We start from the raw sequence: 24,647 nt of genomic DNA, 5'->3' as shown, positions 1-24,647 counted from the left end.
TGTGTTTTGGTTAACATATAGATTGATAAAATAAATCATCTATTTAAATAATGAGAAGAAAGATTCTCAACTAGTTTTAAGGTTTTGTCTTTGAGTTCAGGAGGAGATATGATCTCCACTTTATTTCCCATCATCAATAACCACCTCGAGAAGTAGTCAAGGCTATAGGTGGCGAATCGCATTAGGGCTCCATCTTCTTCCAGGTTTTCTTCGATCAGGCCAAAGTTATATTTGCTTTCCTGAAGGTGGGCAAGAATATCTTTGCTGACTTTAATTTCTACAGAGAAAAGCTCTTCTTCCTGCAGCATTTTATCAAAGTATTCCTTAAGAGTAGGATGTTTGATCCTGAGAAATGTTTCTGAGGAAACATTTATTTTATTGATCCTGTCGAGGCGAAAGTCTCTGTAACCTTTTCGGAGCCTGCAATATGCTATCAGGTGCCAGTTGGTGCGATAAAAGCAGATTCCTAATGGCTCTACTTGACGCTCCGTAGTTTCTCTTGCAGTGGAATAATCCAGTTTTAAAATTTTATTATTAATCAAAGCGCCCTTTATGAGCGTGAGATTCAGGTCCTCCACCGTTGGTTTGGAGTTAGGGTACGGTTGAATAAGAATTTTTTGATTAAGGCTGTCCAGCTCATCTTTTTTGTCGTTGTCAATGACTGCTCTGACTTTCGTTAGTGCATCATTAAAACTTTTAGCTGTTCCCTGATCTGTTTGCTGTTCAATGAATTTTCCTGCAAGCAGCAGTGCTCTTGCTTCTTCATGGGTAAACATAACTGGAGGTAGGTGAAAACCGTCTGTTAGAAAATATCCGACTCCTGCTTCTGCCCCGATGGGGATCCCGCCTTCTTCAAGCGCTCTTATGTCTCTGTATACCGTACGAATGCTGAGATTGAAGTGGGTGGCCAGCTCTTCAGCCTTTACCACCCTCTTGCTTTGCAGTATTGTAAGTATCGCGTGAAGGCGATCTACTCTGTTCATATCTTTAATTTATTCCGATCTGAATTTCGGTAATATTATCATTAGATTCCATACCTGAAAAACTTTTATAAATTTCTCTTATCTGGTTAGTAGGCTTGATTCCGTTTTTGAATACTTCTTCAAAGAGTCTTTGATAAATGCCAGGAAGATTCAGGAGATCTCCGTTATGGGTGTGAGACAGGCATTTAAAATCTTCGAATTTTTTAATTCTGTGGTTTTCACTATTAAAATTCGTACTGTTTTCTATCGGAAGTGCAATTTCCAGGGTAAATTCCTTGTCTCTGTCATTAGAACAGTTCAAGTAAATAAACTCCATTGGACCGGAAGCTTTTAACCCGCCTTTTGCAACAGCTTCATACACACCATCAACAGCTTTATCTGCAAATTCCTGTAATTTGTTAAGTGTTGTTTGGGTAGTATAACAAAGATAATTTTTTGATGGGATGAGTTTAGTTTCCATTTTTGCTTTTTAGTTTATGTTAATATTAACACAAACCTAAAGCCGGTTTATGACAGCCTTATGTCAGTAGGAATTTAAATCTGGAAAATTAGTTAATAGAGAACACTTATTCGGATATAATTTTCCCCGTTATTAATATTAGCTATGTAGTAACCTATAGCCACTAGATTTCCTTTTTCAGACGTGCCATTCCACTCTGCAGGAATAGATAGCTCTTTTATTTTATTGCCACTTTTATCATAGATGACAGCCTTTCCAGTTTCAGAAAAGAAGAATCCGTCTTTATCTCCATCATTATTCGGGGTGATGAAGGTCTCGTTACATGGTTCAAGTGGAATTTTTATTGCATCTGGAAACTCCTTTTGACAATTAGCGTCCAGTGATACTTTCAGGTTGTAGGATTCGTCAGAAAGCCCTGTAAAGGATCCAAAGCTCGACTTGTAAATATTCGCAGTGCTTTGGGATTTTAATTCATAAACAAGAGTTGCCGGATTTTCACCTTCCAGTTTAATTAATACAGATCCGGTTCCCAGGCAATTGATTCCTGATATGTTGAATGTAAGCTTACTCAGATCAAGACAAGTAGAAACAGAAACTAAAAAGGTATCGGTTCTAAGTGTCACACCAGGGAAGGAAGGGTTTGTTATTTTGACAAAATATTTACCTTCACTGGCAGTTGTTACATACGGTATATTAAGGAGATCCTTATTTGTTGTCGCTATTTTATTTCCGTTAAAATACCATTCATATATATTACTATTCATTGAGGAATCAATACCAGTACGAATAGTAAGATCTGAAAATTCTTTACCATTCTGATTAATGACATCTAAATCTTTCTGGGGGGAAATTATAAATACGTTTTTGAAGTTTGGATATCCGGTAAGCGGAGTAAAATCTTCAAATGTAAATTGATTTAAATGAAATTCAACCTTCTTTAGCTTTGTAAGAGTGCTGATATCTGGTGCTTTGGTTAAGAGGTTTCTATCAAGGGAAAACTCTTGCAGGTTGACATTTTTACTTACGTCAGGTGTAGTTGCAATATTATTAGTACCAGCATTGATTTTAATAAGGTTAACATTGTATTGCAAATCGGGAAGGACCTGTAGTTGGTTTTTCCAGACTGTTAATTCTTCCAGTAAAGTAAGATTATCTATAGAAGGCAAAGCTGTTATCTGGTTATTTCCGACATCAAGTTTTTTAAGGTTTACAAAAGTGCTTAATTCAGGAAGAGCAGTCAGAAAATTGTTGGAGGCAATAAGAGAAACCAGCGCTGTATCCCCACTCAGATCAGGTATAGAGGTAAGTTTGTTGTTGTAAAGAAAGAGTGTCCTGAGTTTGGTCAGATTAGATAGACTAGGAACAGAAATGAGATTGTTAAACGTAAGTTCTATCCTTGTCAGCTCTTTCAAACCTGACAGATCTGGAAGGGTAGCAATTACATTGTTGTTTGCTTTTAATACTTCAAGGCTAGTAAAATATTGAAGGCCTTCCAGTGACTGAATATTTTTTTCTGAACAGTCAAGAGTACCATCTATTAATTTCGCTTCTTCTAAAATCAGACTATCATTTTTAATGACATCAGAGTATTCTTTTTTCAAAAAGGCAAGAAAGTTTTTGTCAGGAATCGAAATATTCTGAGCATTTAGAATACTTTGAATTCCGAGAAAAAGAATAATGAATATGGAGGCCTTTTTTGTCATTTTACTATGGTTACGCTACCCTGTATCAAACTTCCCTTACCTCTGTCAATAACAAAGATATAATATCCCGGCTTAATTTCTCCGGTTTTACCTTCTCCGGACCAATGATCTTTTTCACCTTCTACAATTTGTTTTTCAAAATATATATTTCCCGAAGCATCATATATCAGGAGTTTACCTGCTTTACCATGTGACGGTATCTCCCAATTTTCTTCAATGAACGGGTTAAAGGAATAATCTTTAGGACAGTTTTTATCCTTCACTGTAAGATGATCATAAGTTTTTCTACATCCGTTTCCATCTACAATTACAACCTTATAAGAGCCGGATTGTAAATGTGCTGCATCTTTTATTTCTTCTCCATCGAATACTGAATAGGAGTATGGCTCGATTCCTCCTTTAATTTGCTGAACCTTGATTGCACCTTGTTCTTCTCCTTCACAGGTTTCGATTGTCTTTATTGCAGCTGACAGCTCTGTTTTTTCACAGGGATTTAAATTTGTCGTTTCACTTGGAAGGCTTTTTTCAGAAGCATTTGATATAGAAAGATCCTTTTCTTGTCGCACAGTTGTTTCAACTTTGACAGACATACTGTCAATTGTATTAGAAGAGGCAGCTTCTTCCAATACCTCTTCCTGATTTGTTTTTGTCTTTACTGAATTTTTTTGAGCAGGAACGGTACCGCTTTCATACAATGGTTCTGATGGAGAATGAAAATATTGTTTGTTTTCAGGAATAATCTCTTGATTTGACTGCATTAATACTTGTTCTGAGTTTTCTGAGTTGCTTTGAATCAAGAGCCATCCGCCTACGCCAAGAGTCGCCGCAGCAAAGATTGAGATGGCTGTATATTTAATCTTGCCGGAAGCAGAATTGCCAGACTGATTTTTTATAATTGCACTAACCTCAAGTAACCTGTTTTCTATTACAAGGTTATCCGCAAGCTCATGAAGTTTTACCTGTCTTGCAAGATCAGGATCATTTGACAGTTTCGCTTCGAAAGCTAATAGCTCCTCAGTTGTAAGCCTTCCATGGATATAATCCTCAACCTGACTGTATGTAGAATCTTCACTCATCATATTCCTTTTAGCTTATCTGCAAGAGCAGGATTGTTTTCTATCTCTTTGATCAATTTTTGCTTACATCTTTGTTGTTGCATTTTTACAGCATCAACAGAACTAAAGCCCATCCTGATCATGATATCCTCCATCATAAGGTTATAATAAACAGTATTGGTAAGCAGCTCTACACATTTTTCTCCGATCCCAGAGAATAATGATTTAATAACATTCTCATCAGTACGCTCTGGTGGCCGATCCCAGGGAGAAGGCTCTTCTTCAAATGCCTCATCGCCGACCGTTTCCAGGTACTGAATTCTTTGTTCTTTCTTGATTTTATTAATCCAAAGATTAATACTGATCCTGTATAGATAGCCGTATACCCTATACTTGGGATCAAATGTATTCTTTATTACTTGTTTATAGAAAAGCAGAAGGCAGTCCTGAAATACATCAGAAGCATCTTCTTTTCTCCCCGAATTTTTTCGGATATAATTTTCAACAAGAGGAAATACTTTTTTATAAAGATGAGGAATAACTTCCTTATCTTTACCATTGCGTATTAATTCCGGTATTTGTTCTTCTGAAATTTTCACAAGTTACTTTTAATACATTTCAGGAAACGGTAGGTAACGAAGTTGGGTAAATAATTTAAAATGTTCACTTTTGAATTTTAAAACCGGATGCGCATTTATCTTTTAAATATTTTCTTTTTTTTATATCTAACTGTTTCTGCGCAGGTTACAGACATATTTCCTGAGAACTATACAACCTACTTTAATAATACGGCAATTGTAAATCCCGGATTTGTCCCGGAAGATTCCAAAGCAGAATTTTTTTCCATGTACCGACAAAGAACCGGTGCATTCCAGAAAATTGCCAGCTATTCACTGACTTGCAGTAAAGTTTTCAGAAAAGAAAACAATACAGCGCATCTTGCCAGGGTATTTTTTTCCAATGAAAAAGAAGGTCCCTATATCAATAAGCCCAGAGCTTATTTTAATTATGCTTATGTGATTCCGCTAGCAGAGGAGACTTCACTGTCTGCAGGTTTATCTGCAGGATTTACTCAGGTGTATTTTTCTGCACCCTCAGCAACAGCGTCCGGTAATTCAACGATGCCAGACGGGGCTTTCGGTATTACATTCAGGAGAAAAAAGTTTTTTACAGGGATCTCTTCTCAGCAGGTTTTCAATGCTGAGTCTAATCCGATAAAGTCAAATGTAAAACTAAGAAGGTACTACAATCTTATACTTAGGCAGGAAAAAGACTTAAGCCCTTCACTAAAGTTGAGAGGTAATTTTATGTATCAGCTTTTACCATCCAATTCAAATCTTTTAAACTTGGTCTTGGAAGGAAGTTACAATGACATTCTCAGTTTAGGTGGGGCATATAGAAGCAGGGAAGGACTTGCTTTAATTGGGTCTGTGGAGGCCAATCTTGGGGATGATAAAATTTTTATTTGTTTTGCCTATAATACAGGTGTTTTAAGTAAATTAAAATATGGATTTAACTCTATCGAGATAAATTTCGCCTATAAATTTAACTGATAGGAATGAGAATCTTAATTTCGATGAATTGTTAAACTCTTTATTGGAATAGTTAAAAAACAATAAGAGGCCTTTTTAGTTATGAGTATTCTAAAATACTTAATTTTGGGTATTGTTTAAGTGTTTAATTATTAATAAGTTGGCTTCTCTAAGGTCGAAGAGTTTTTTTTACTTTTATCTTTAAAGTCTTTTAAATTCAATTAAACAAATCTTTTAAAGATTCAATTATGTTGAACCCTTCCGAGATAATGATAGATGAATCAGTTTTGTGGAAGGAGACCTTCATCAAAACACTGAAAAGGTCTTCCGATGGAATATTTGCTTTTGATGAATTCGGGAAGATATTTTTCTGGAATAAATCTCTGGAATTATTGACAGACTATTCACCTCGTCTGGCAGTGAAACTAAGTTATAATGATGTTTTCTGGCCCGATTCTTTTGCTGCCTTTTATAATAAAGTCAAAGATGGAGAAATAGTAGAAATTCCACTTACTAGATATTCTTTTAAACCTGGTAAAAAAGTTTATTTCAAGGGAAATCTGTTTCCTGTTTTAGATAATGAAGGGAAATTTTTCGGAGGTATAGGATGTCTTACCCAACTTACTGGTCCTGGTTTTGTAGAAGCGGAGGTGTTAAGTGAAGATGGTCTTATTGAAGAGGTGGAATCGCTTGCCAGAGTGGGGCGCTGGGAAATGGATATAATGACTGGCTATACTTTTTGCTCTAATCAGATCTATGAGATATTCGAAATTAATCCGGAGGGACCGGTACGTCTGGAGGATCTTTTTTGCTATGTGCATTCCGAAGATATTTCAAAAGTTATTCAAGTCATTGATTGTGCCCGTGAAGAAAAGAGATCTATTGATTTTAATTACAGAATTATAACTCCTAATGAGAATCTGAAATACATACTGGGAAAAGCCAAGCCTGTAATTAATGAAGCTGGCAAACTTGTCCGCCTTCTTGGGTATTTTCAGGACATCACATATAGAAAACGCACGGACAGTCTTTTGTCAGGTATTGTACATTCCTCCGGGATGGGCTTTATGATGCTCAAGCCTGTTAGAAATGAAGATAAAGATGTTATAGATTTTCAACCTGTATTTTTTAACCATTTTACTGAAAAGTTCCTTAATAAAAAGTTTAGAGAATTACGTGGGAAATGGTTCTTTGCAGAATATCCAGGTCTGGCAAAACTGGGCATTCTGGATCAGTTCAAAGATGTAATGACAACGGGAGAGGCGAGTACTAATGAAGTCTATTATGGAGAAGATGGGTTTTCAAATTGGTTAAGGATTTCAGCAGTGCGAAATGAAGATTCATGTATCATAAGTTTTGAAGATTATACTGAGAGAGTTGATGCCCTTGAAGAATTAAGGAAAAATCAAATCTTTCTTTACCAATCTCAAGAAGCCGCGAATATTTGTTCTTTCGAATGGGAATTAAAATCTGATAATTTCAAAGTCACTCCAGAGTTGCGAAAGATGTTTGACTATCCTTCCAAAGGAACTATTACTTTCAAGGATATTCAAAATTGCGTTGAAGAGTATGATAGGTCTAACATAATGACCTTTGTTGAAACCATCATTGAAACAAATGAACCCTGGGAGCTTGAATGCAAAGTGAAGACCATCATGGGTAGGGAAATTTATTGCTGGATGAAGGCTACTATATTCATCGATACTGCAGGTGAGAAAAAGCTCGTAGGAAGTATCATGGATATCACCAAAAGAAAGAAAGCTGAATTGGATCTGGAAAAGTCAAAGCTTCAGCTTGAGAGGATTTCCAAAGCGCTTAAGGAATTGAATGAGGAACTTGAGATAAAAGTGAAAGAAAGAACTCTTGATTTGTCCATAAGCAATGAAAGGTTCAGGCTGATATCCAATGCGACTAATGATTCTATGTGGGACTGGGATTTTATCACTAATGAATTCTGGTTTAACGATGCTTATAAAGCGCATTTTGGTTTTGAAAATCTTGAAGGCAAGGCGGGGCTTGACTACTGGAAGACCAGAATACATCCCGATGACAGAGCCCGCATTCTCGATAGCTTTGACTGCATATTCTTTTCTCAAGAATCAAATTGGAGAAATGAATATAAGTTTTGTAAGAATAATGGAACCTATGGTTATGTGATTGATAGAGGCTTTGTTATAAGAGATGAGAAGGGGAAGGTTATTAGAATTGTAGGATGTCTTACTGAAATCACGGAAATCAAAGCCATAGAGTCCAGACTTCTTGAAAGTGAAGAAACATACAGAACTCTTGCCGAGTCAATGCCGCAGCTTGTCTGGATTACAAATGAAACCGGAGAGATAATTTTTACCAATAGAAAGTCTGAAGAGTATTTAGGTAAACCATTTGACGATCTGAAGGGCAACGGATGGTTCAACTTTATTCATCAGAATGATCTGAGTAAGGCGCTTTACAAATGGAATCAAAGTCTTGCTACTGGCGCTGAATATAGCGTAGAATACAGGCTTAAGAACTGCCTAAACGATTATAGATGGTTTCTTTCAAGAGCAGTGCCCATTAAAGGTGAAAATGGAAAGAATGTAAAATGGGTAGGGACTTCCACTGACATACATGATCAAAGGATGATGCTGAATAATTTCGCATCTGCTCAGGTAAAATTAAGTGATATCAATAACCAGCTTAATACAAAAAATGAAGAGCTTAAGAAAATAAATAAAGAGCTGGACAACTTTGTTTACATGGCATCTCACGACCTTACCTCACCAGTGAGAAATCTAGAATCATTAATGGAGCTACTCTTGAATGAGTTAAACCCGGATCCTAATAATGTTAAACTAAATTTCCTCATTAACCTTGTAACAAGGTCCATTAGCATTCTTAAGAAAACAATAAGCGACCTTTCTGAAGTGGCCAAAACAGAAGAAGATCCTTTCCTTATTCAGGAAGTAAATCTGGACGAAGTACTTGAAGAAGTAAAAGACAGCATTAAGGATTTGATAGAAGGAAGCGAAGCAATAATTCTGGAAGACTTCAAAGTCAAATCTCTTAAGTTCAGAAAGAAGAATATGAGAAGTATTTTGTTCAATCTTCTCTCCAATGCTATAAAATATAAGTCAATAGAACGAAAGCCTGTCGTGGGAATCAGAACGGAGCTTGTTTCTGAAGATATTATTCTTCTTGCAATTCAGGATAACGGCAAAGGGATAAGGAAAGAGGACTATCCAAAGGTATTTGCTCCCTTTAAAAGAATCGATTATGGTGTGGAAGGTACTGGAATCGGAATGTCTATAGTTAAAAGAATTGTAGACAATAATGGAGGTAAAATTGAAGTCAACTCTAATCCCGGTGAGGGCACTGTTTTTAATATTTTCCTGAAAATTTAACTTGTTCTTTCATAACATTTGAATCCTGAGATTAGTCTTTATTCTAAAATGACTTCTCAGGATTTTTTTATTTTCTTTTAGGGAAGTATTTCTTTTTGTGGCAGTGTTGTATAATTAACAAGTGGATCGAATGAAAAAGAGTAAGAAAAACAGAATCTCTGGAAAACACGCGGAATCAGGTAATCTGAATGAGAAAAAAAGCAAATCAGCAATTGTAAATGAACAATCACTGGGGGGCAATTCCACTACATTCAAAATAGATCTTAACTACACATCAAGTGTTGAATTTTCATTTGACGATCTGCAGGAGGAGGATGAATAAATCGAAGAAAGGAGAGCAATATGGAGGGGAGAACAAGAACTTTTAAATTTAAAACTAATATAGATTGTGTACCATGTATTCAGGATATCAGATCTGTATTTGACAATAGTCCAGGTATAGATTACTGGTATGTTGAGCCATTTGGGGATGAGCCTGAATTGACTGTTTCCAGTGAGGAGCTGAACGAACAATCAATTATAGAACTGGTTCACAATGCTGGTTATGAAGCAAGAAGAATTTAATGTGTGGAGTCTAAATGAACTGAATCTTATTTCATCATTTTGTTCTCCATACAAGGAATCCTTTATTAGAAAAATCTGTGACCGGAAGTTCCGTTAGAATGTTTGCTTGCATAATTCAAACTAATTTCCGGTTACATGATGTTTTTGGATAAAGGAGGATATTCTATATGAAAAATATAGCTGTAAGTTCTGTTAATGCGCTTAATGAAATGCTTTCATCCAGACAGGAGGCTTATAGAAAAGCTTTTTCACTCACTCTTGCTCGTCCGGTACATGATCTAATACATAACCATTTCAGAAAATCTCTTATTTTAAAAGAAGAGTTAAACAAAATGCAGGGAACTGAAAATATTGAAGATCGGCTTGAAATATCGTTTTCTAAAAATATCTGGACTGATCTTGGCAGCGCTATAGAAAATGGTGGCATCAATAAAGAACAAACTGTTCTTGATGCATTTGTTCAGGCTGAAGAAGGAACTATCGAGGAAATTACAGAAATCATTGAAAATTCACCGGATGCTGATGAGGCATCTATAGGTGTGCTTTTAAGAATTAAAAAAGAGGTTTCGGCTGATTATAAAGAAATAAAAAGTTTGTGGATTTCAGACTAGAACTATCGCCAGCTGCCCCCTAAAGCTTTTATCAGGTAAATCGTATAGGTAAACTGATCGCCACGAATCTGTGCTGCTATGCTTTGAGCATTCAGCGCTGTTCTTTCATTGTTTACCACTTCATAGTATGTCACCAAACCTTTGGAATATCTCTCTCTTGAAAGCATTGCAGTTAGTTCAGTAGTTTTAATGATTGAATCCTGAAGAATAGATTGTTCTTTTCTTTGGGCAAGTGTGTTCAACGCATCTTCCACTTCTCTGAAAGATGCTAATACAACTCTTTCATACTGAGCTGTTGTCTGTAAATACCGGGCTTTTGCGATTTGAATCAAAGCTGTATTCCTTCCTCCCATAAATATAGGTAAAGATAGAGTTGCCCCAAGCAACCAGGTTTTGCTTTCAGAAGAAAGTAGGGTATTGACATCTCTACTCAATGTGCCGGCTGACCCTGTGAGCATAAGAGATGGAAATTTGTATGCTTTATAAACTCCAATCGAAGCGTTGGCCGCTTCTGCAATCTGTTCCTGACTCTGTATATCTGGCCTTCGTTTTAAAAGATCTGAAGGGATACCTTCGGGTATGTGTGGAAGCTGAATGCTCCAATTTTTTTTAGACAGGGAAAAGCTATAAGCCGGAACTCCGCATAGCATGGCAAGTGCGTGTTCCGCCGCATTTCTGTAGTTTTGCAGATCATAAAACTGTGATTGAATAGTTTGATAATCAGTTTGTGCCTGGCTCAGATCAAGTAAAGTTATTAAGCCAACTCTATATCGCTCTTCGGTAAGAATGAGATTGTCTTTTCTGGTTTGGAGGGCTTTGGTATATATATCAATTTTAATGTCCGTAATTCTTACCAACACATAGTAATAAGCTACATCAGTGGTTATGGATAAAAGAACCCCATTCATGTCTGCAGATGAAGAGGCATAGCCATACCTTTCGGCCTGTACATTATTTCTGTATTTTCCCCATAAGTCAATCTCATAATCAAAGGCCAAAGGAAGTTGAAAAGTATTGATGATTGTGCCCGGGAGTTGGTTTCCTGAAGCCTGGAAGGGATTTGGTCTGTTTTGAGAGAGTTGATTTCTTGTTGCTGATGGAGAAAATCGTATAGCAGGAAACAAATCTGAGGCAGAAAGTTTTATATTGGCTCTTGCTTCATCTAACCTTGCAATAGCATTTCTGATATCAGGATTTGAACTTACAGCAAGGTCTTCCAGAGAATCTAAAATAGGATCATTAAATATGGTCCACCATGCATAAAAATCACCATTGCTTGAGGGTTTTATGGTGTCTGAAAATCTTTGAGAAGAATAAATTTTCCATTCTCCTCCTCCGTAGCTCTCTTTAATTTCTTTTAATCTTGTATTATTGGGACGAAAGGAGCATGATAATAAAAGATAAATACTCAATACCAGCAGATTCGGGTAAGGACAATTGCGAATGATATGTTCACAGGCCTTCATTTCTTCTATTTTTTGTCACCTGTATTTTGAAGGAAAGATGCTTGTTGTTTTCCAACTACATTAACTTTGGTCCCATTTGTAAGCTTATCAGTAGGGTTTGTGACGAGCCATTCATCACCATTGATTCCGCTGTATATCGCAAGAAATTTACCATAATCACGCGCAATTTTAATCTCTTTAAGTGTTACAGTATTATCCTTGTCCAATGTGGCGACTTCAGTGCCTTCAGCTCTTATGATGAGTGTGTTTGCAGGAATAAATACAACTTCACCTTCTCGTGCAGGTTTAAATCGGACTTGCACGTACATGCCCGGTCTAAGTTTAAGATCGGAATTTTTAACGTGTATTTCTGTAAGTAAAGTTCTGCTTGCTGGATCCAGAGCTTCGGCCGTTCTTGCTACTTGTCCCTTAATTGAATATTCAGGAAATTTTTCAAGAATAACTTCTGTAGTAATACCTGGTGTGATACTAGAAGAGTATACCTGAGGAACATTTACATAAGTTCTTAATATATCAATTTGTTCTACCTTAAACATTGGAATAGTATTCGATGGGCTTATGAGACTTCCGAAATCAACATTTCTTGCAGTAACAATTCCTGCAAAGGGAGCTCTAATTGTTTTAAAGGAAAGCATAGCTTCTGTTTGTCTTACAATAGCCAGATTTGCTTCATAGCTTGTTCTTGCTTGATCTATCTCTTGTTTGGAAACTGCTCCTGGAATACGCACGCTGGAAATCCTGTCGTAGTTTGCTTTTGCAAGTGACAGCGAAGCTTTGGTCTGAGCAAGCTGTTGATCTATTTCAGGAGTTTCAATCTCTGCAAGCAATTGATTATTATTAACAGAGGTACCTATATCTGTGTACCATTTTTTTATGTATCCGTTTACCCGCGCAAAAATCTGAGTCTCTTTAAAGGCTCTTACTTCACCTGGAAGTTCTATGGTTGTCGTATCTCTCGTTTTTATTGCTTTTACCAGAATTACAGGTTGAGTTGAATTGATTTTTTCATTTGCTTCCTCATTAAGCAATTTTTTATTTCTGATTTTGGGTAACAGACCGATAAGGAAAAATCCGGCCAGTACTACTAACAATATGAGTATCGGTATTATTTTTATTTTACGCCTCTTCATTCAATCTCTTTCTTTTTGCTTTTGAATACACTATAAAATACCGGAACTATAAAAAGAGTGGTAAACGTAGCAACTATGAGTCCTCCAATTACTGCTCTGCCGAGTGGAGCGTTTTGTTCTCCACCTTCTCCCAATCCTAATGACATAGGAAGCATTCCAATGATCATTGCTAAAGCTGTCATTACTACTGGTCTTAATCGAGTATATCCTGCGGATAAAGCTGATTCATATGCATTTTTACCTGTAAGGATTTCGTCGTTTGCAAAAGTTACTAAAAGAATACTATTAGATGTAGCCACTCCCATGCACATGATGGCTCCCATGAGTGCGGGAACGCTTATAGGTGTTTGTGTGCAGAATAACATCCACGCTATTCCGGATAAAGCTCCCGGAAGTCCAAGCAGTATGATGAAAGGATCCAGCCACGACTGAAAATTGATTACCATGAGCAGATAAACCAATAGTATGGCGAAGATCAGGCCCAATGCCAAACCTGTAAAAGAGGAATCCATACTTTTTACCTGCCCTTTAATTTCAATAGAAGTGCCTTTAGGTAGTTTTGATTTTATTTCCTTTATAATTTCGTTGATCTTGTCAGATACACTTCCAAGGTCTGTATCCTGAACACTTGCGAACACATCAATGACTGGCTGCACATTATAATGAGAAATAAGACCTGCAGTAACTGACCTGTCAAATTCAGACAGGTTAGTAAGCAACTGTGGCTGTTTCAACTGACTTGACGTTATTGTTGTTTTGCCCAGATCTTCTATTGAATTTATTTTATACTGAGGTGTTTGAACTGCGACAAAATAACTAATCCCGTTTTTGGGATCTAACCAGAAGTTAGGTGCTGTTTGCCCGCTGGAGGAAAGGGATATTAATACACTATTGGCAACGTCTCTTTGGGTCAAACCTATTTGTTGTGCTTTGGTTCGGTCTACATTTACCTTAACCTGCGGAATATTGAAAACCTGTGGAATATAAACGTCTGTAGCTCCAGGAATTTTTGAAACCTTATTGGCAATGTCAAGTGCTATTTTGTAATTAGATTGTTGATCTCTTCCTACTACTTGTATATCTATTGGAGCTGAAATACCGAAGTTAAGAATCTGTGTTACGATGTCAGAAGGAGGGTAGCTAATCTCCAGTCCAGGTATTCTTTCGTTAACAATCTTTCTGATTTTTTTCATGTATACTTCAGAAGGAACACTTTGGTCCTTTAGAGAAACCTGTATCTCGCCTTCAAAGGATCCTATTGATGAATAGCCTCCCCATGCAAGGTTTATTCCGCTATTGGGCAATCCCATATTATCGAGCATCAGATCCAGCTCTTCAGGTGGTATCACTTCTTTAATAATGTCTTCTACTTTGCCAAATATTATTTCTGTTTGCTCAATTCTTGTTCCACTGGGAACTCTTACGTGGAGCCTAAATTGTCCAGCATCAACTTTTGGAAAAAAGTCCTTTCCGAGAAATGGAAATAAAGCAGCACTTATAATACAAAAACAAAGAAAGATGATGATTGCAAAAGCTTTACCTGCAAGAGCTCTGTCAAGAGTTCTTCTATAGCGTTCTCTCATTTGTTCAAATCTTTTGTCAAATCGCTTATGTATTTTCCATATGGGAGAATTTATTTTTTTATCAGGATAACGATGAGGTTGATATAGATGTAACTCTTTACCCATAAGGTATTGAATGGAGACAGGTACAAATGTTCTCGAAAGAAAATAAGAAGCCATCATTGCAAAGATTACTGAAATAGCAAGAGGTGAGAATAAAGACTGAGCGACACCCGAAAGAAAAAAGATAGGAAGAAATACTATGCAGATTGAAAAGGTACTTACCAGGGCAGGCAAGGCTATTTCTTCAGCACTATCAAGAATACCCTGTTTCAAGGGTTTCTCAAGTATCAGATTCCTTGTAGTATTTTCTATCTCTACCGTAGCATCGTCTACGAGTATTCCCACTGCAAGAGCCAGGCCACCTAGGGTCATGATGTTTAATGTTTGTCCAAGTGCATATAATACAATGATGGAAGTAAGAATACTTAGAGGAATAGAAAGTACAACAACTAAAGTGCTTCTCCAGCTTCCAAGAAACAGAAGAATCATAAGTCCTGTAAGACATGCAGCAATGGCAGCTTCTTTTACAACATTGTTTATGGAAGCTCTCACAAACAAAGACTGATCGAAAAGCAATTTTAATTCAAGCTCATTGGTTACTGTCGATAATACTTTCGGAAGGGCTTTTTTTACACGGTCTATAATGTCAATTGTCGAGGCGGAGCCAGCTTTTAAAATGGTAAGGAAACTGCCTCTTTTTCCGTTAAATCGGACAATGTTTGTTTGTATGGAATAACCTTCATGTACATAGGCTACATCTTTTACGTAAATCACTGCTCCATTAACTTCCTTTACTGGCATGAAGTTGAGTGCATCTATGACATCTGTGCTGGAATTAAGTTTTACATCATATTCCTTTTCGCCCATTTTTACTGTTCCTGCAGGCAATATCAGGTTTTGCGCGACAAGAGCATTTGATATGTCTGTTGGAGATAGATTTTTTGCATTGAGAGCTTCTATGTCAAGGTCTACCATTACGTTTCGTTGTTTCCCTCCATATGGAAGTGGAATCTGTGCCCCTTGAACTGTCGCCAATCCAGTGCGGATGAAGTTTGTAGCTAAATCATTAATAGCTTGTTCTGGTAATGTTTTACTACTTAATGCGATCTGCAAAATTGGTACATTGGAAGCATTGTATCTTAATATCAAAGGCGCAGTAGTTCCGGGAGGAAGAATTCGCAACAAGCTAAGCGAACTAGATGCAAGCTGTGCAACCGCTGCTTCCACTTCTGCTCCGGGTTGAAAATAGATTTTGATTACTGATACTCCCCGATAGGATTGAGATTCGATGTGCTCAATGTCATTTACAGTGGTTGTATAGGCCCTTTCGCATACTGTTACAATCCTTTGCTCCATCTCTTTAGGAGAGATGCCATTGTAACTCCATATAACACTTACTACAGGAATGTTGATGTTCGGAAATATATCAACCGCCATTCGAGTGATGGCTACCAATCCAAGTATCAGAATCAGCAGAGAAACTACTACAAAAGTATAAGGCCTGTCTAATGCTAATCTTACAATCCACATTTGGGAATGATTTAAGTTTCTGCATTAGGAGTAACCTCTGGACAATGCAAAGGTTTATTTAGCCTGAAAGATGAAAAAGTTAATATTTTTAAAAAAATGAATGTTACAACGTTCATTTTTTGAAATTTTTTAGAACAATATTTGTTTAACTGATTGAAAAAGTGAAGGTAAAATAAGTGCAGAAATTTTGAGGAATTTGGTGAAAAATGAAAAATACTGACAGAAACTTGAAATAATTATATTTTATATAATATTTTGTTTCTGAGTGTTTTATGTTGGGTGATGAGAAATAGTCTTATTTTTTATTGATTTTTTACACAACCCTTTCTTTATCCCTTTGAAACTGGAGATCTGCCAGACGAGTGATAAGTTTTGAAGATGAATATGTGATCTTGTTGCTTATTTCGTGTTAAAATGTACATTTTTTTATTACATGGTATTTTTGCTGCTGGTTAACCTCTATTTAACTAATGCTATAGGCGAGCGTAAAAACCGACCACGAACAAGTATCAGAAAATTAACCAGATAGCAAGTATGAGCAAGAAAAGAATTGTTGGGGTAGCTATAGCAATAGCATCGCTGACAAGTTTAGAATCAACCAAGGTTTTCGGTCAAGCCCCGACCGAAACGACGGAATCGACCCAAAGTGATCTCCTGGAATTGTCATTAGAAGAATTGTTGAATATGAAGGTGACTTCGGGATCCTTTCTTGATCTCGATCTTAAGAATTCAGCCTTGAGTTTAACAGTAATCAATCAGGAGCAAATTCACCTTTCAGGAGCAAGACACCTTTCCGAATTACTTGAAATTTATGTGCCTGGCTTTCAATATATGTATAATAAATGGAATGGTGTTATATGGGGGATGAGAGGAGTTGCAGCCGATAGAAATACTAAATTTATCTTCCTTGTAAACGGCCATAAAATGAACACTGAAGCAAGGGATGGTGCAAATATGGAGCTGGATCTTGGTATGCTTGGAGATATCGAACGAGTTGAGATTATCCGTGGGCCAGCGGGACTTATCTATGGTTCCGGTGCTATAGGGGGCGTTGTGAACGTGGTAACAGAAAAATATAAGAAGGACGAAGCGAAAATTTCAACTACTCAGGGTACTTGGAATGGAGAAAATTTTTCTCAGCAATATGAGGGTTCTGTTGCTCAAAAAATTAATGAACATTCCAACATTGTTGTTACTGGCGGTTTCAGAAAGTCAGACGGTATAGGAACGGAGAGAGGTAGATTGTTAGGTCGACCATCTTGGCCATATCCTCAGTGGATGGAAAATCCTCCTGCAGATGGAGTTCCAACTTCAGGAAGTGCCTGGTCAACTCCTGGTAATTATAGATTTGGAGTTGATTTCAACTACAAAAATTTCAGATATTATAGCCGATACACACATCAGGTTACTAATGCTTCAGGCTTATTCCCTATAGATGGATGGCCAGATTATGTGAATACAGATTCACTTGCTCCGGATAGAATGATAGACGGAAAACTACAGAGCGTTAAAGGGTTCTACGGTCAAATAGAGCCAGGTAACACTAACAGAAGACAATATGTAGTAAACAACTTTACTAATCAATTTTCTTACGAATTGCCAGTTAAAGATAACAGTATATTGCTGAATGCGGGCTTTGATATGAATACAAATCGTATTCAGCTTGAGGATATGAAAAGCGCTGTGGTCGCAAATGCTAACAGTTATTCTGCAGACAGACATACAATGAGAATTGAAACTTTCGGAGAGCGCAGGTATAATGCCTCTGCAATGTATGTTCTCAAAACTGTTCCGAAACTTCAACTCGCCCTTGGTTATCAGTTTAGATTATTTGATATCGGGAAAGATATGGCAGGATATAACTCTCAGGAGGAAAAAGCAAATCACCCGATTGTTTCAAATATACTTTATACAAACCATGCAATATTTGCAGAAGGTATGTATAAACTGACTGAAAAACTTAATGCGCAGTTTGGTTTAAGGTATGACAGACACACTCGTACAGCTGAATTAGGTGGTGTTATAACTCCAAAAATTGCTTTGGTTGCAAAAGCTAATGAAAACAACATCATCAAATTAATCTACCAGACATCAGCCAATAATGGTAGTGCAGATAATTATGAATTTAACAGAAATACTATAGGAGACAATGGTCAACCATTTGCAGGAAATGACTATCATTATGAAAATCCGACTCAAAGGCCAGGTTCAGGTTCTAACATAATTCCTCCTGTATCAAATGAAATCCTTCATAAGCTGAAACCAGAAAGGTCTAATTCAATTGAGCTTACTTCTGTTCACTCAATGTTAGATAATCGTTTAAGTGTGTTACCGTCTCTTTCTTATACAAGTATCAAAGATTTGTTTGCTTGGAATCAGAAGTTGTTCAGAGTTATAAATTCCGGTTCTTATAATTTTGCTAATGCAGAACTTGATGTGAGATACAATACCTCAAAAGTTTCGTTTGGTGTTAATCATGTGTTGTCGAAGCTTGTTAACACTAAAGTTTCGGATTATTATGAGAATTATCAGCTAACTGCGTTTAGCGGTTATGATTCAGTTTCTGTGGGAAATGGTGTTTATAAATATACCCCAAAACCATTGAAAAGCCAGGTAGATCCAACTAAAGATTCAGTAACAACTATCTCTGTAAACTCAGTGCGTGATCAGGTGACTGTTGATAGCAAGAACTTCTTAAGTTTAGCATCTAACGTTACTAAAATTTACCTTGATTATAAAGTTACAAATTGGTTAACAGTACACACAGATGCTAGATTATTCTGGGGGTTGACTGGTCGTCGTGATATCTATAATTATAGCGCGGCAAATCCAACTAACCCAATCCTTCAGGCAGATTATGGAAGCTCTTATGCTTGGAATAATCAATATCCAACTTATGGGGTTCAAAGCCACCTGATAATGAAATGGAATATGAGTGTTAACATTCAGGCAAATGAAAAACTTTCTTTCTCAGTTTATGCTTATGATCTCTTAGCAGGTGCAAAATCAATTCATTCTTTAAGATGGGGGCAGATGTATAATGCTCAGGAAGCAACAGACCTTTACGGTATAGACAGAACATCATTTGCGGTAAAACTTAATTACAAATTTGGTCTGTAATAAAAATTCAGACTGGAAAGCTTAAATAGAGTGATCCGAAAGGGTCACTCATTTTTTTTACTCATTTATCAGAAACTATTCAAATATAAACCGGTCTAATGCTAATTTTGATGGGCACTTTTTAAAAATAAGGAATTGTATGTTTTGTAAAGGCTTGAAAAAAGGCATATTGCGCCTGTTGATTTAAGGAGGATTTAAGAACAAAATTTGGGTAAATAATTGAAAAGTAAAGTAGATTTTTTTGAAATTGCTGAAATCCTGAACCAAAAGCTAAAAAATACTGACGGAGCCTTGAAATAATTATATATGATATTAATATGTTGATTTTCAGTTTTTTATGATGTTTTGCGGAGAAATAGTTTTATTTTTTCTTTTTTTTTCACACAACCTTTTCTTTCGCCTTTCAAATTTGAGCTCTGAATAGACCAACAGGGAAATTTTGAAGACGATTTTGGAATTTTTGAGCTTTATTTTTTTACATAATTTAAATTTTTCTTACATGGTATTTGAGCGTCTGTTTAACCCCTATTTAACCATTGCTATAGGGCAGCGTAAAAACCGACCACGAACAAGTATCAGAAAATTAACCAGATAGCAAATATGAGTAAGAAAAGAATTGTCGGAATGGCTATAGCAATAGCGTCACTGACAAGTTTAGAACCTACAAAGGTTTTCGGTCAAAACCCGGCCGAAAGCACAGAAGCAGCTCAGGGAGACCTACTCGAACTTTCATTGGAAGAATTATTGAACATGAAAGTAACTTCCGGGTCATTCCTGGATCTGGATCTTAAAAACTCAGCCTTGAGTTTGACTGTGATTAACCAGGAACAAATCCATCTTTCAGGAGCTAGACATCTCTCCGAATTGCTTGAAATTTATGTACCCGGTTTTCAATACATGTACAATAAATGGAATGGTGTTATCTGGGGTATGCGTGGTGTTGCAGCCGATAGAAATACTAAATTCATTTTCCTTGTAAATGGTCACAAAATGAATACCGAAGCTAGAGATGGAGCCAATATGGAACTTGATCTTGGTATGCTTGGAGATATTGAAAGAGTTGAAATCATCCGTGGTCCATCTGGTCTTATCTATGGTTCCGGAGCTATTGGAGGTGTAGTAAACATTGTAACAGAGCGTTACAAGAAAGATGAAGTCAAAGCATCTATTACTCAGGGAACCTGGAATGGCGATAATTTCAGCCATCAGTATGAAGGCTCTGTTGCTCAAAAGATCAATGAACATTCAAATATTGTAATTACTGGTGGTTTCAGAAAGTCTGACGGTATAGGTACGGAAAGAGGCCGTCTATACGGAAGACCACACTGGCCTTATCCTCAGTGGGTGGAAAATCCTCCTGCAGATGGAGTACCAACTTCAGGAAGTGCCTGGTCAACTCCTGGTAACTATAGATTTGGGGTTGATTTCAATTACAAAAATTTCAGGTATTATAGCCGTTACACTCATCAGGTAACTAATGCATCGGGTTATTTCCCTGTTGACGGATGGCCGGATTTTGTAAATACAGATTCACTTGCTCCGGATAGAATGATAGACGGACAGCTGCAAAATATCAAAGGATTTTATGGACAAATCGAACCTGGTAACACAAACAGAAGACAATATGTAATAAACAACTTTACTAATCAATTTTCATACGAACTTCCAGTTAAAGATAACAGTGTAATACTGAATGCAGGCTTTGATATGAATACAAACCGTATTCAACTTGAAGACATGAATAGCGCTGTAGTTGCAACCGCAAATAGTTATTCATCAGACAGACATCCTTGGAGGGTTGAAACTTTTGGTGAGCGCAGATATAATGCTTCTGCAATGTACTTGCTAAAGACTGTTCCTAAATTACAACTTGCAGTGGGGTATCAGTTCAGATTATTTGATATCGGTAAGGATATGGCAGGTTACAACTCTCAGGATGAGAAAGCTAATCACCCAATTGTATCTGATGTTATATATACCAACCATGCAGTTTTCGCAGAAGGTATTTACAAATTGACAGAAAAGTTAAATGCTCAATTTGGATTAAGATACGACAGACATACACGTACTGCCCAATTTGGCGGTGTAGTAACTCCAAAAATTGCCTTAGTTGCGAAAGCCAGCGAAAATCATGTTATTAAACTGATCTATCAGACTTCTGCGAACAATGGTAATGCGGATAACTATGAATTTAACAGAAACACAATCGGAGATGACGGACAGCCATTTGCAGGAAGTGACTATCACTACGAAAAACCTTATGAGAAACCAGGGCCAAATTCAAATCCGATTCCTCCTGTAACCGCTGAAATCCTTCATAAATTGAAGCCTGAAAGATCCAGCTCAATTGAATTAACTTCTGTACATTCTTTATTTGATAATCGCCTTAGCATATTGCCATCACTTTCTTATAATACAGTTAAGGATCTGTTTACATGGAATCAGCAAATATTCAGAGTTGTTAATTCAGGCTCTTATAGCTTTACGAACGCTGAACTTGATATTCGTTACAATTCTTCAAATGTAACTTTAGGAATTAACCATGTATTATCAAAAGTTGCGAATACTAAAGTTGCTGATTATTATGAAGAATATCAGTTGAATGTGTTTAAAGGTTATGATTCAGTATCTGTTGGTAATGGTGTTTATAAGTATACTCCAAAACCAGTGAAAAGCAACATAGATCCTACTAAAGACTCTGTAACAACGGTTCGTATCAACTCTATCCGTGACCAGATTACTGTAGATGGAAAGAACTTCCTGAACCTTGTTACGAACATCACTAAGATTTATCTTGATTACAAACCAACCAACTGGTTGACACTTCATACAGATGCAAGATTATTCTGGGGATTAACAGGACGTAGTGATATTCATACATATAGTGCCACTAATCAGAACAATCCAATCCTTGCTGACTATGGCTCTGCTTACGCATATAATAATCAATATCCTTATCTTGGAATCCATAACAGTCTAATGGTTAAATGGAATCTGAGTGTGAATATTCAGGCTAATGAAAAATTATCATTCTCTGTTTATGCTTACGACATCCTTTCAGGAGCAAGGTCTATCAATTCTCTGAGATGGCAGCAGTCAGGTAACTCAATGGAACATACAGATCTTTATGGTGTTGACAGAACTTCATTTGCTGTAAAACTTAACTACAAATTCGGCTTGTAAGAAGCGAAAGCCTTAAAGCTGAAAGTATAAAGTTGAAAGTTGAAAGTTTTAATAACTTTTAACTTTCAACTTTTTTATTTTAAAAATGATCATATCCAGAATCCTTCTTCTATAGTAATGGATCTTTAGCTGTTGGAAACGGGCAATTACTATAATCTTGTGCTTTTTCAATTCTCAACTTTAAGCTTTTTGCTTTCAGCTTTCAGCTTACAAAAGCGTTCCTTTTAGAAATAAAAATGCCATGGAAAAATAGATAATAATGCCGGTCACATCCACTATAGTCGCTACAAAGGGGGCAGAAGATACAGCGGGGTCAAAGCCAAGGCTTTTTAGAAAAATCGGAAGCATAGATCCGGAAAGTGTTCCCCATAGTACTACACCTATAAGGGAAAAGCCAACTGTAGCTGCAATTTTTAATGAATAGGCTCCATAAGCATCAAATAAAGTGCTCCATATAATAACCCTTAAAAAACCAATGATGCCTAGGATGAGCCCAAGCATTACGCCAGATATAATCTCCCTTCTGAAAACTTTCAACCAATCTCCTTTGCTGACTTCTCCCAATGCCAGTGCCCTTGTAATAATGGTGGCAGCCTGAGAACCGGAATTTCCGCCACTTGATATAATTAATGGAATGAATAAAGCCAGCACTACTGCACTTGCAATTTCATTTTCAAAAAAACTCATTGCTGATGCTGTTAGCATTTCACCGATAAATAATATGATCAGCCAGCCCGCTCTTTTCTTTACAAGGTTTGTCAGATTTATTTCTAGATAAGGTTCATCCAAAGCCTCACTACCACCAAGTTTTTGTATGTCTTCGGTATCTTCACGTTCAATTACATCCAATACGTCATCTGCTGTTACTATACCTAGTAACTTGCCATTAAAGTCCGTGACGGGCAACGCAAATCTGTCCGTTTCCATAAATGTGGTTATTGTTTTTTCCTGATCAGAAGTGGCTTCCAGACTTACAAACCTGTTGTCTACAAGATCACCAATAGTTGCTTCGGGCTTTGCAAGTAGTATCTCCCTGATTTTTAAATCATCAATCAGTTTGTTGTCCTTATCTACCACATAAATGAAATTGATAGTTTCGCTATTGAGTCCGAAGTCTCTTATAAATTTTATGGTTTTCTCGCAGGTCCACTCAGGCCTAACAGCTATGTAGTCTGTCGTCATAAGTCTCCCTATACTTTCAGGGGGATATTCCAATAGCTTTAGGGCATCTTTCCTTTCCTGCACGGAGAGCATGCTCAGCCATTTTGCCAGAGATTCTTTTGGCATTTCACTGAACAGTTTTGTCCTGTCATCAGGAGAAAGCTCATTGAGTAGGGAAGAGGTAAGGTTTAGTGGCGCTATTTCAAGAATTTTATTTTGCAGGTTAAAATCAAGATGCTCGAAAGTTCTGGCATTTTTTGGAAAAGGAATGGCGGAAAAAAGTATTTTCAACTTTTCATCTTCCTGAATAAAATCCTTCTGAAGTTCATTAAATAATTTACCGATTTCCTCAGGAGGTGCTTCTTCGGCAAATGAAAGAAATGCTTCTCCAGTCTCATTCTGCAATAATTCTGATTTCTCCATTCTTGAAAAAATGATGGCTTCATAGCAATAACCTTTCAGTGAAGGAAAAGATTAGAAATTATAAAGGATAAGGCTTTTTTTGCATGGTGTATGTCAAAATTTTCTGTGCTTACTCCCGGATTCTCCGTGCTTGCTCCCGAATCTCCGCGCTTACTCCCGGATCTTCCGTGCTTACTCCCGGATCTTGCGTACTTACTCCTTGATCTTCATTGCTTAAGCCTGAATTTCCGGTGCTTATTAAATTCTGTATGATTTTTCGCTAAGCTACTGCCTTTTCTGAAAGAGGCGGATTTGTGATAATTCTTTTTAGCATTCAAAAAAAAAGCTGCCCTTTTGAGGCAGCTTTTTTATATGGGTATGAAAATCTTTATCCAAGGAATTTTGGAACTCTGAAATAATCTGAATCCTTTTTCGGAGCATTATACAAAGCTTCTTCATGTTTCAAAGTCACTTTAACTTCATCTTCTCTAAGCACATTTACTTCAGAAGACATGTGAATAAGCGGCGCAACATTAGAAGTATCAAGCTCATTGAGTTTATCCATCCAGTCAAGAATCTTATTAAAATCTTTCAAAATGTGCTCTTCATTTTTTTCCTCAAACTCTAATCTTCCCAGATGAGCAATTTTTCTGATGGTTTCTTTATCTATATGCATATAATAAGTAATGTCAATTTTGTCAAAAGTACTAAAATTCCGAATTCCAATAAAGTTTTTGAAACC

17 protein-coding genes are annotated in these 24,647 nt (G+C 36.8%); 7 read left to right on the top strand and 10 right to left on the bottom strand.

The features are described from left to right. Nucleotides 1-35: 35 nt before the first annotated feature. The 5 genes from J7604_RS04820 to J7604_RS04800 all read right to left on the bottom strand — a co-directional run bounded on the left by J7604_RS04820 (nucleotide 36) and on the right by J7604_RS04800 (nucleotide 4,800). Nucleotides 36-983, bottom strand: a complete 948-nt coding sequence (locus J7604_RS04820) for a YafY family protein (protein ID WP_293891880.1) — start codon at nucleotides 981-983, stop codon at nucleotides 36-38. A gap of 4 nt (nucleotides 984-987) precedes the next feature. Then, a complete protein-coding gene (locus tag J7604_RS04815) occupies nucleotides 988-1,443 on the bottom strand; it encodes a GyrI-like domain-containing protein (RefSeq protein ID WP_293891877.1) in 456 nt (151 codons plus the stop codon). Nucleotides 1,444-1,535: 92 nt separating this feature from the next. Further along, nucleotides 1,536-3,146 (bottom strand): leucine-rich repeat domain-containing protein, encoded by a 1,611-nt coding sequence (locus J7604_RS04810; protein ID WP_293891874.1) that lies wholly within the window; start codon nucleotides 3,144-3,146, stop codon nucleotides 1,536-1,538. After that, nucleotides 3,143-4,225, bottom strand: a complete 1,083-nt coding sequence (locus tag J7604_RS04805; protein ID WP_293891872.1) for a hypothetical protein — start codon at nucleotides 4,223-4,225, stop codon at nucleotides 3,143-3,145. The genes J7604_RS04810 and J7604_RS04805 overlap by 4 nt, the downstream gene beginning before the upstream one ends. Continuing rightward, nucleotides 4,222-4,800 (bottom strand): sigma-70 family RNA polymerase sigma factor, encoded by a 579-nt coding sequence (locus J7604_RS04800; RefSeq protein WP_293891869.1) that lies wholly within the window; start codon nucleotides 4,798-4,800, stop codon nucleotides 4,222-4,224. The genes J7604_RS04805 and J7604_RS04800 overlap by 4 nt, the downstream gene beginning before the upstream one ends. Nucleotides 4,801-4,887: 87 nt before the next feature. On the opposite strand from J7604_RS04800, the gene J7604_RS04795 reads away from it, so the two are divergent. The 5 genes from J7604_RS04795 (at nucleotide 4,888) to J7604_RS04775 (ending at nucleotide 10,288) form a co-directional block, all read left to right on the top strand. Further along, nucleotides 4,888-5,754: a PorP/SprF family type IX secretion system membrane protein gene (locus tag J7604_RS04795; protein ID WP_293891866.1), complete on the top strand. Its 867-nt coding sequence runs from the start codon at nucleotides 4,888-4,890 to the stop codon at nucleotides 5,752-5,754. Between the two features lie 227 nt (nucleotides 5,755-5,981). Beyond that, the gene (locus J7604_RS04790) at nucleotides 5,982-9,113 is read left to right on the top strand and encodes a PAS domain-containing protein (RefSeq protein ID WP_293891863.1); all 3,132 of its coding nucleotides are present in this window, start codon (nucleotides 5,982-5,984) and stop codon (nucleotides 9,111-9,113) included. A 130-nt stretch (nucleotides 9,114-9,243) separates the two neighbouring features. Then, nucleotides 9,244-9,435 carry a hypothetical protein gene (locus J7604_RS04785; RefSeq protein ID WP_293891860.1) on the top strand — a complete coding sequence of 64 codons (192 nt, stop codon included), beginning with the start codon at nucleotides 9,244-9,246 and terminating at the stop codon, nucleotides 9,433-9,435. A gap of 20 nt (nucleotides 9,436-9,455) precedes the next feature. After that, nucleotides 9,456-9,677, top strand: coding sequence for a hypothetical protein (locus J7604_RS04780; RefSeq protein ID WP_293891857.1), 222 nt, complete (start codon nucleotides 9,456-9,458; stop codon nucleotides 9,675-9,677). Nucleotides 9,678-9,844: 167 nt separating this feature from the next. Continuing rightward, nucleotides 9,845-10,288, top strand: a complete 444-nt coding sequence (locus J7604_RS04775) for a hypothetical protein (protein WP_293891854.1) — start codon at nucleotides 9,845-9,847, stop codon at nucleotides 10,286-10,288. A gap of 2 nt (nucleotides 10,289-10,290) precedes the next feature. Here J7604_RS04775 and J7604_RS04770 read toward each other — a convergent pair whose 3' ends face one another. The 3 genes from J7604_RS04770 to J7604_RS04760 are packed head-to-tail and all read right to left on the bottom strand — an operon-like array spanning nucleotide 10,291 to nucleotide 16,039. Next, nucleotides 10,291-11,754, bottom strand: a complete 1,464-nt coding sequence (locus J7604_RS04770; RefSeq protein ID WP_293891851.1) for an efflux transporter outer membrane subunit — start codon at nucleotides 11,752-11,754, stop codon at nucleotides 10,291-10,293. 5 nt (nucleotides 11,755-11,759) lie between these two features. Then, complete coding sequence (locus J7604_RS04765) at nucleotides 11,760-12,884, bottom strand: efflux RND transporter periplasmic adaptor subunit (protein WP_293891848.1); 1,125 nt, start codon at nucleotides 12,882-12,884, stop codon at nucleotides 11,760-11,762. Beyond that, nucleotides 12,881-16,039 carry an efflux RND transporter permease subunit gene (locus tag J7604_RS04760; protein WP_293891845.1) on the bottom strand — a complete coding sequence of 1,053 codons (3,159 nt, stop codon included), beginning with the start codon at nucleotides 16,037-16,039 and terminating at the stop codon, nucleotides 12,881-12,883. Before J7604_RS04760 ends, J7604_RS04765 begins: the two co-directional genes overlap by 4 nt. A 534-nt stretch (nucleotides 16,040-16,573) precedes the next feature. On the opposite strand from J7604_RS04760, the gene J7604_RS04755 reads away from it, so the two are divergent. Beyond that, a complete protein-coding gene (locus tag J7604_RS04755; protein ID WP_293891842.1) occupies nucleotides 16,574-19,159 on the top strand; it encodes a TonB-dependent siderophore receptor in 2,586 nt (861 codons plus the stop codon). Nucleotides 19,160-19,759: 600 nt separating this feature from the next. Further along, nucleotides 19,760-22,342: a TonB-dependent siderophore receptor gene (locus tag J7604_RS04750; protein WP_293891839.1), complete on the top strand. Its 2,583-nt coding sequence runs from the start codon at nucleotides 19,760-19,762 to the stop codon at nucleotides 22,340-22,342. 207 nt (nucleotides 22,343-22,549) lie between these two features. Here the strand turns inward: J7604_RS04750 and mgtE are convergent, their stop codons facing one another. Next, complete coding sequence (gene mgtE / locus J7604_RS04745) at nucleotides 22,550-23,926, bottom strand: magnesium transporter (protein WP_293891836.1); 1,377 nt, start codon at nucleotides 23,924-23,926, stop codon at nucleotides 22,550-22,552. Nucleotides 23,927-24,293: 367 nt separating this feature from the next. Then, the gene (gatC, locus tag J7604_RS04740) at nucleotides 24,294-24,581 is read right to left on the bottom strand and encodes an Asp-tRNA(Asn)/Glu-tRNA(Gln) amidotransferase subunit GatC (RefSeq protein WP_045460892.1); all 288 of its coding nucleotides are present in this window, start codon (nucleotides 24,579-24,581) and stop codon (nucleotides 24,294-24,296) included. Nucleotides 24,582-24,647: the final 66 nt, after the last annotated feature.

It is taken from the genome of Sporocytophaga sp. (genome assembly GCF_017745095.1).
GTDB lineage: Bacteria > Bacteroidota > Bacteroidia > Cytophagales > Cytophagaceae > Sporocytophaga.
This window is presented reverse-complemented; position numbering and strand designations above follow the sequence as displayed.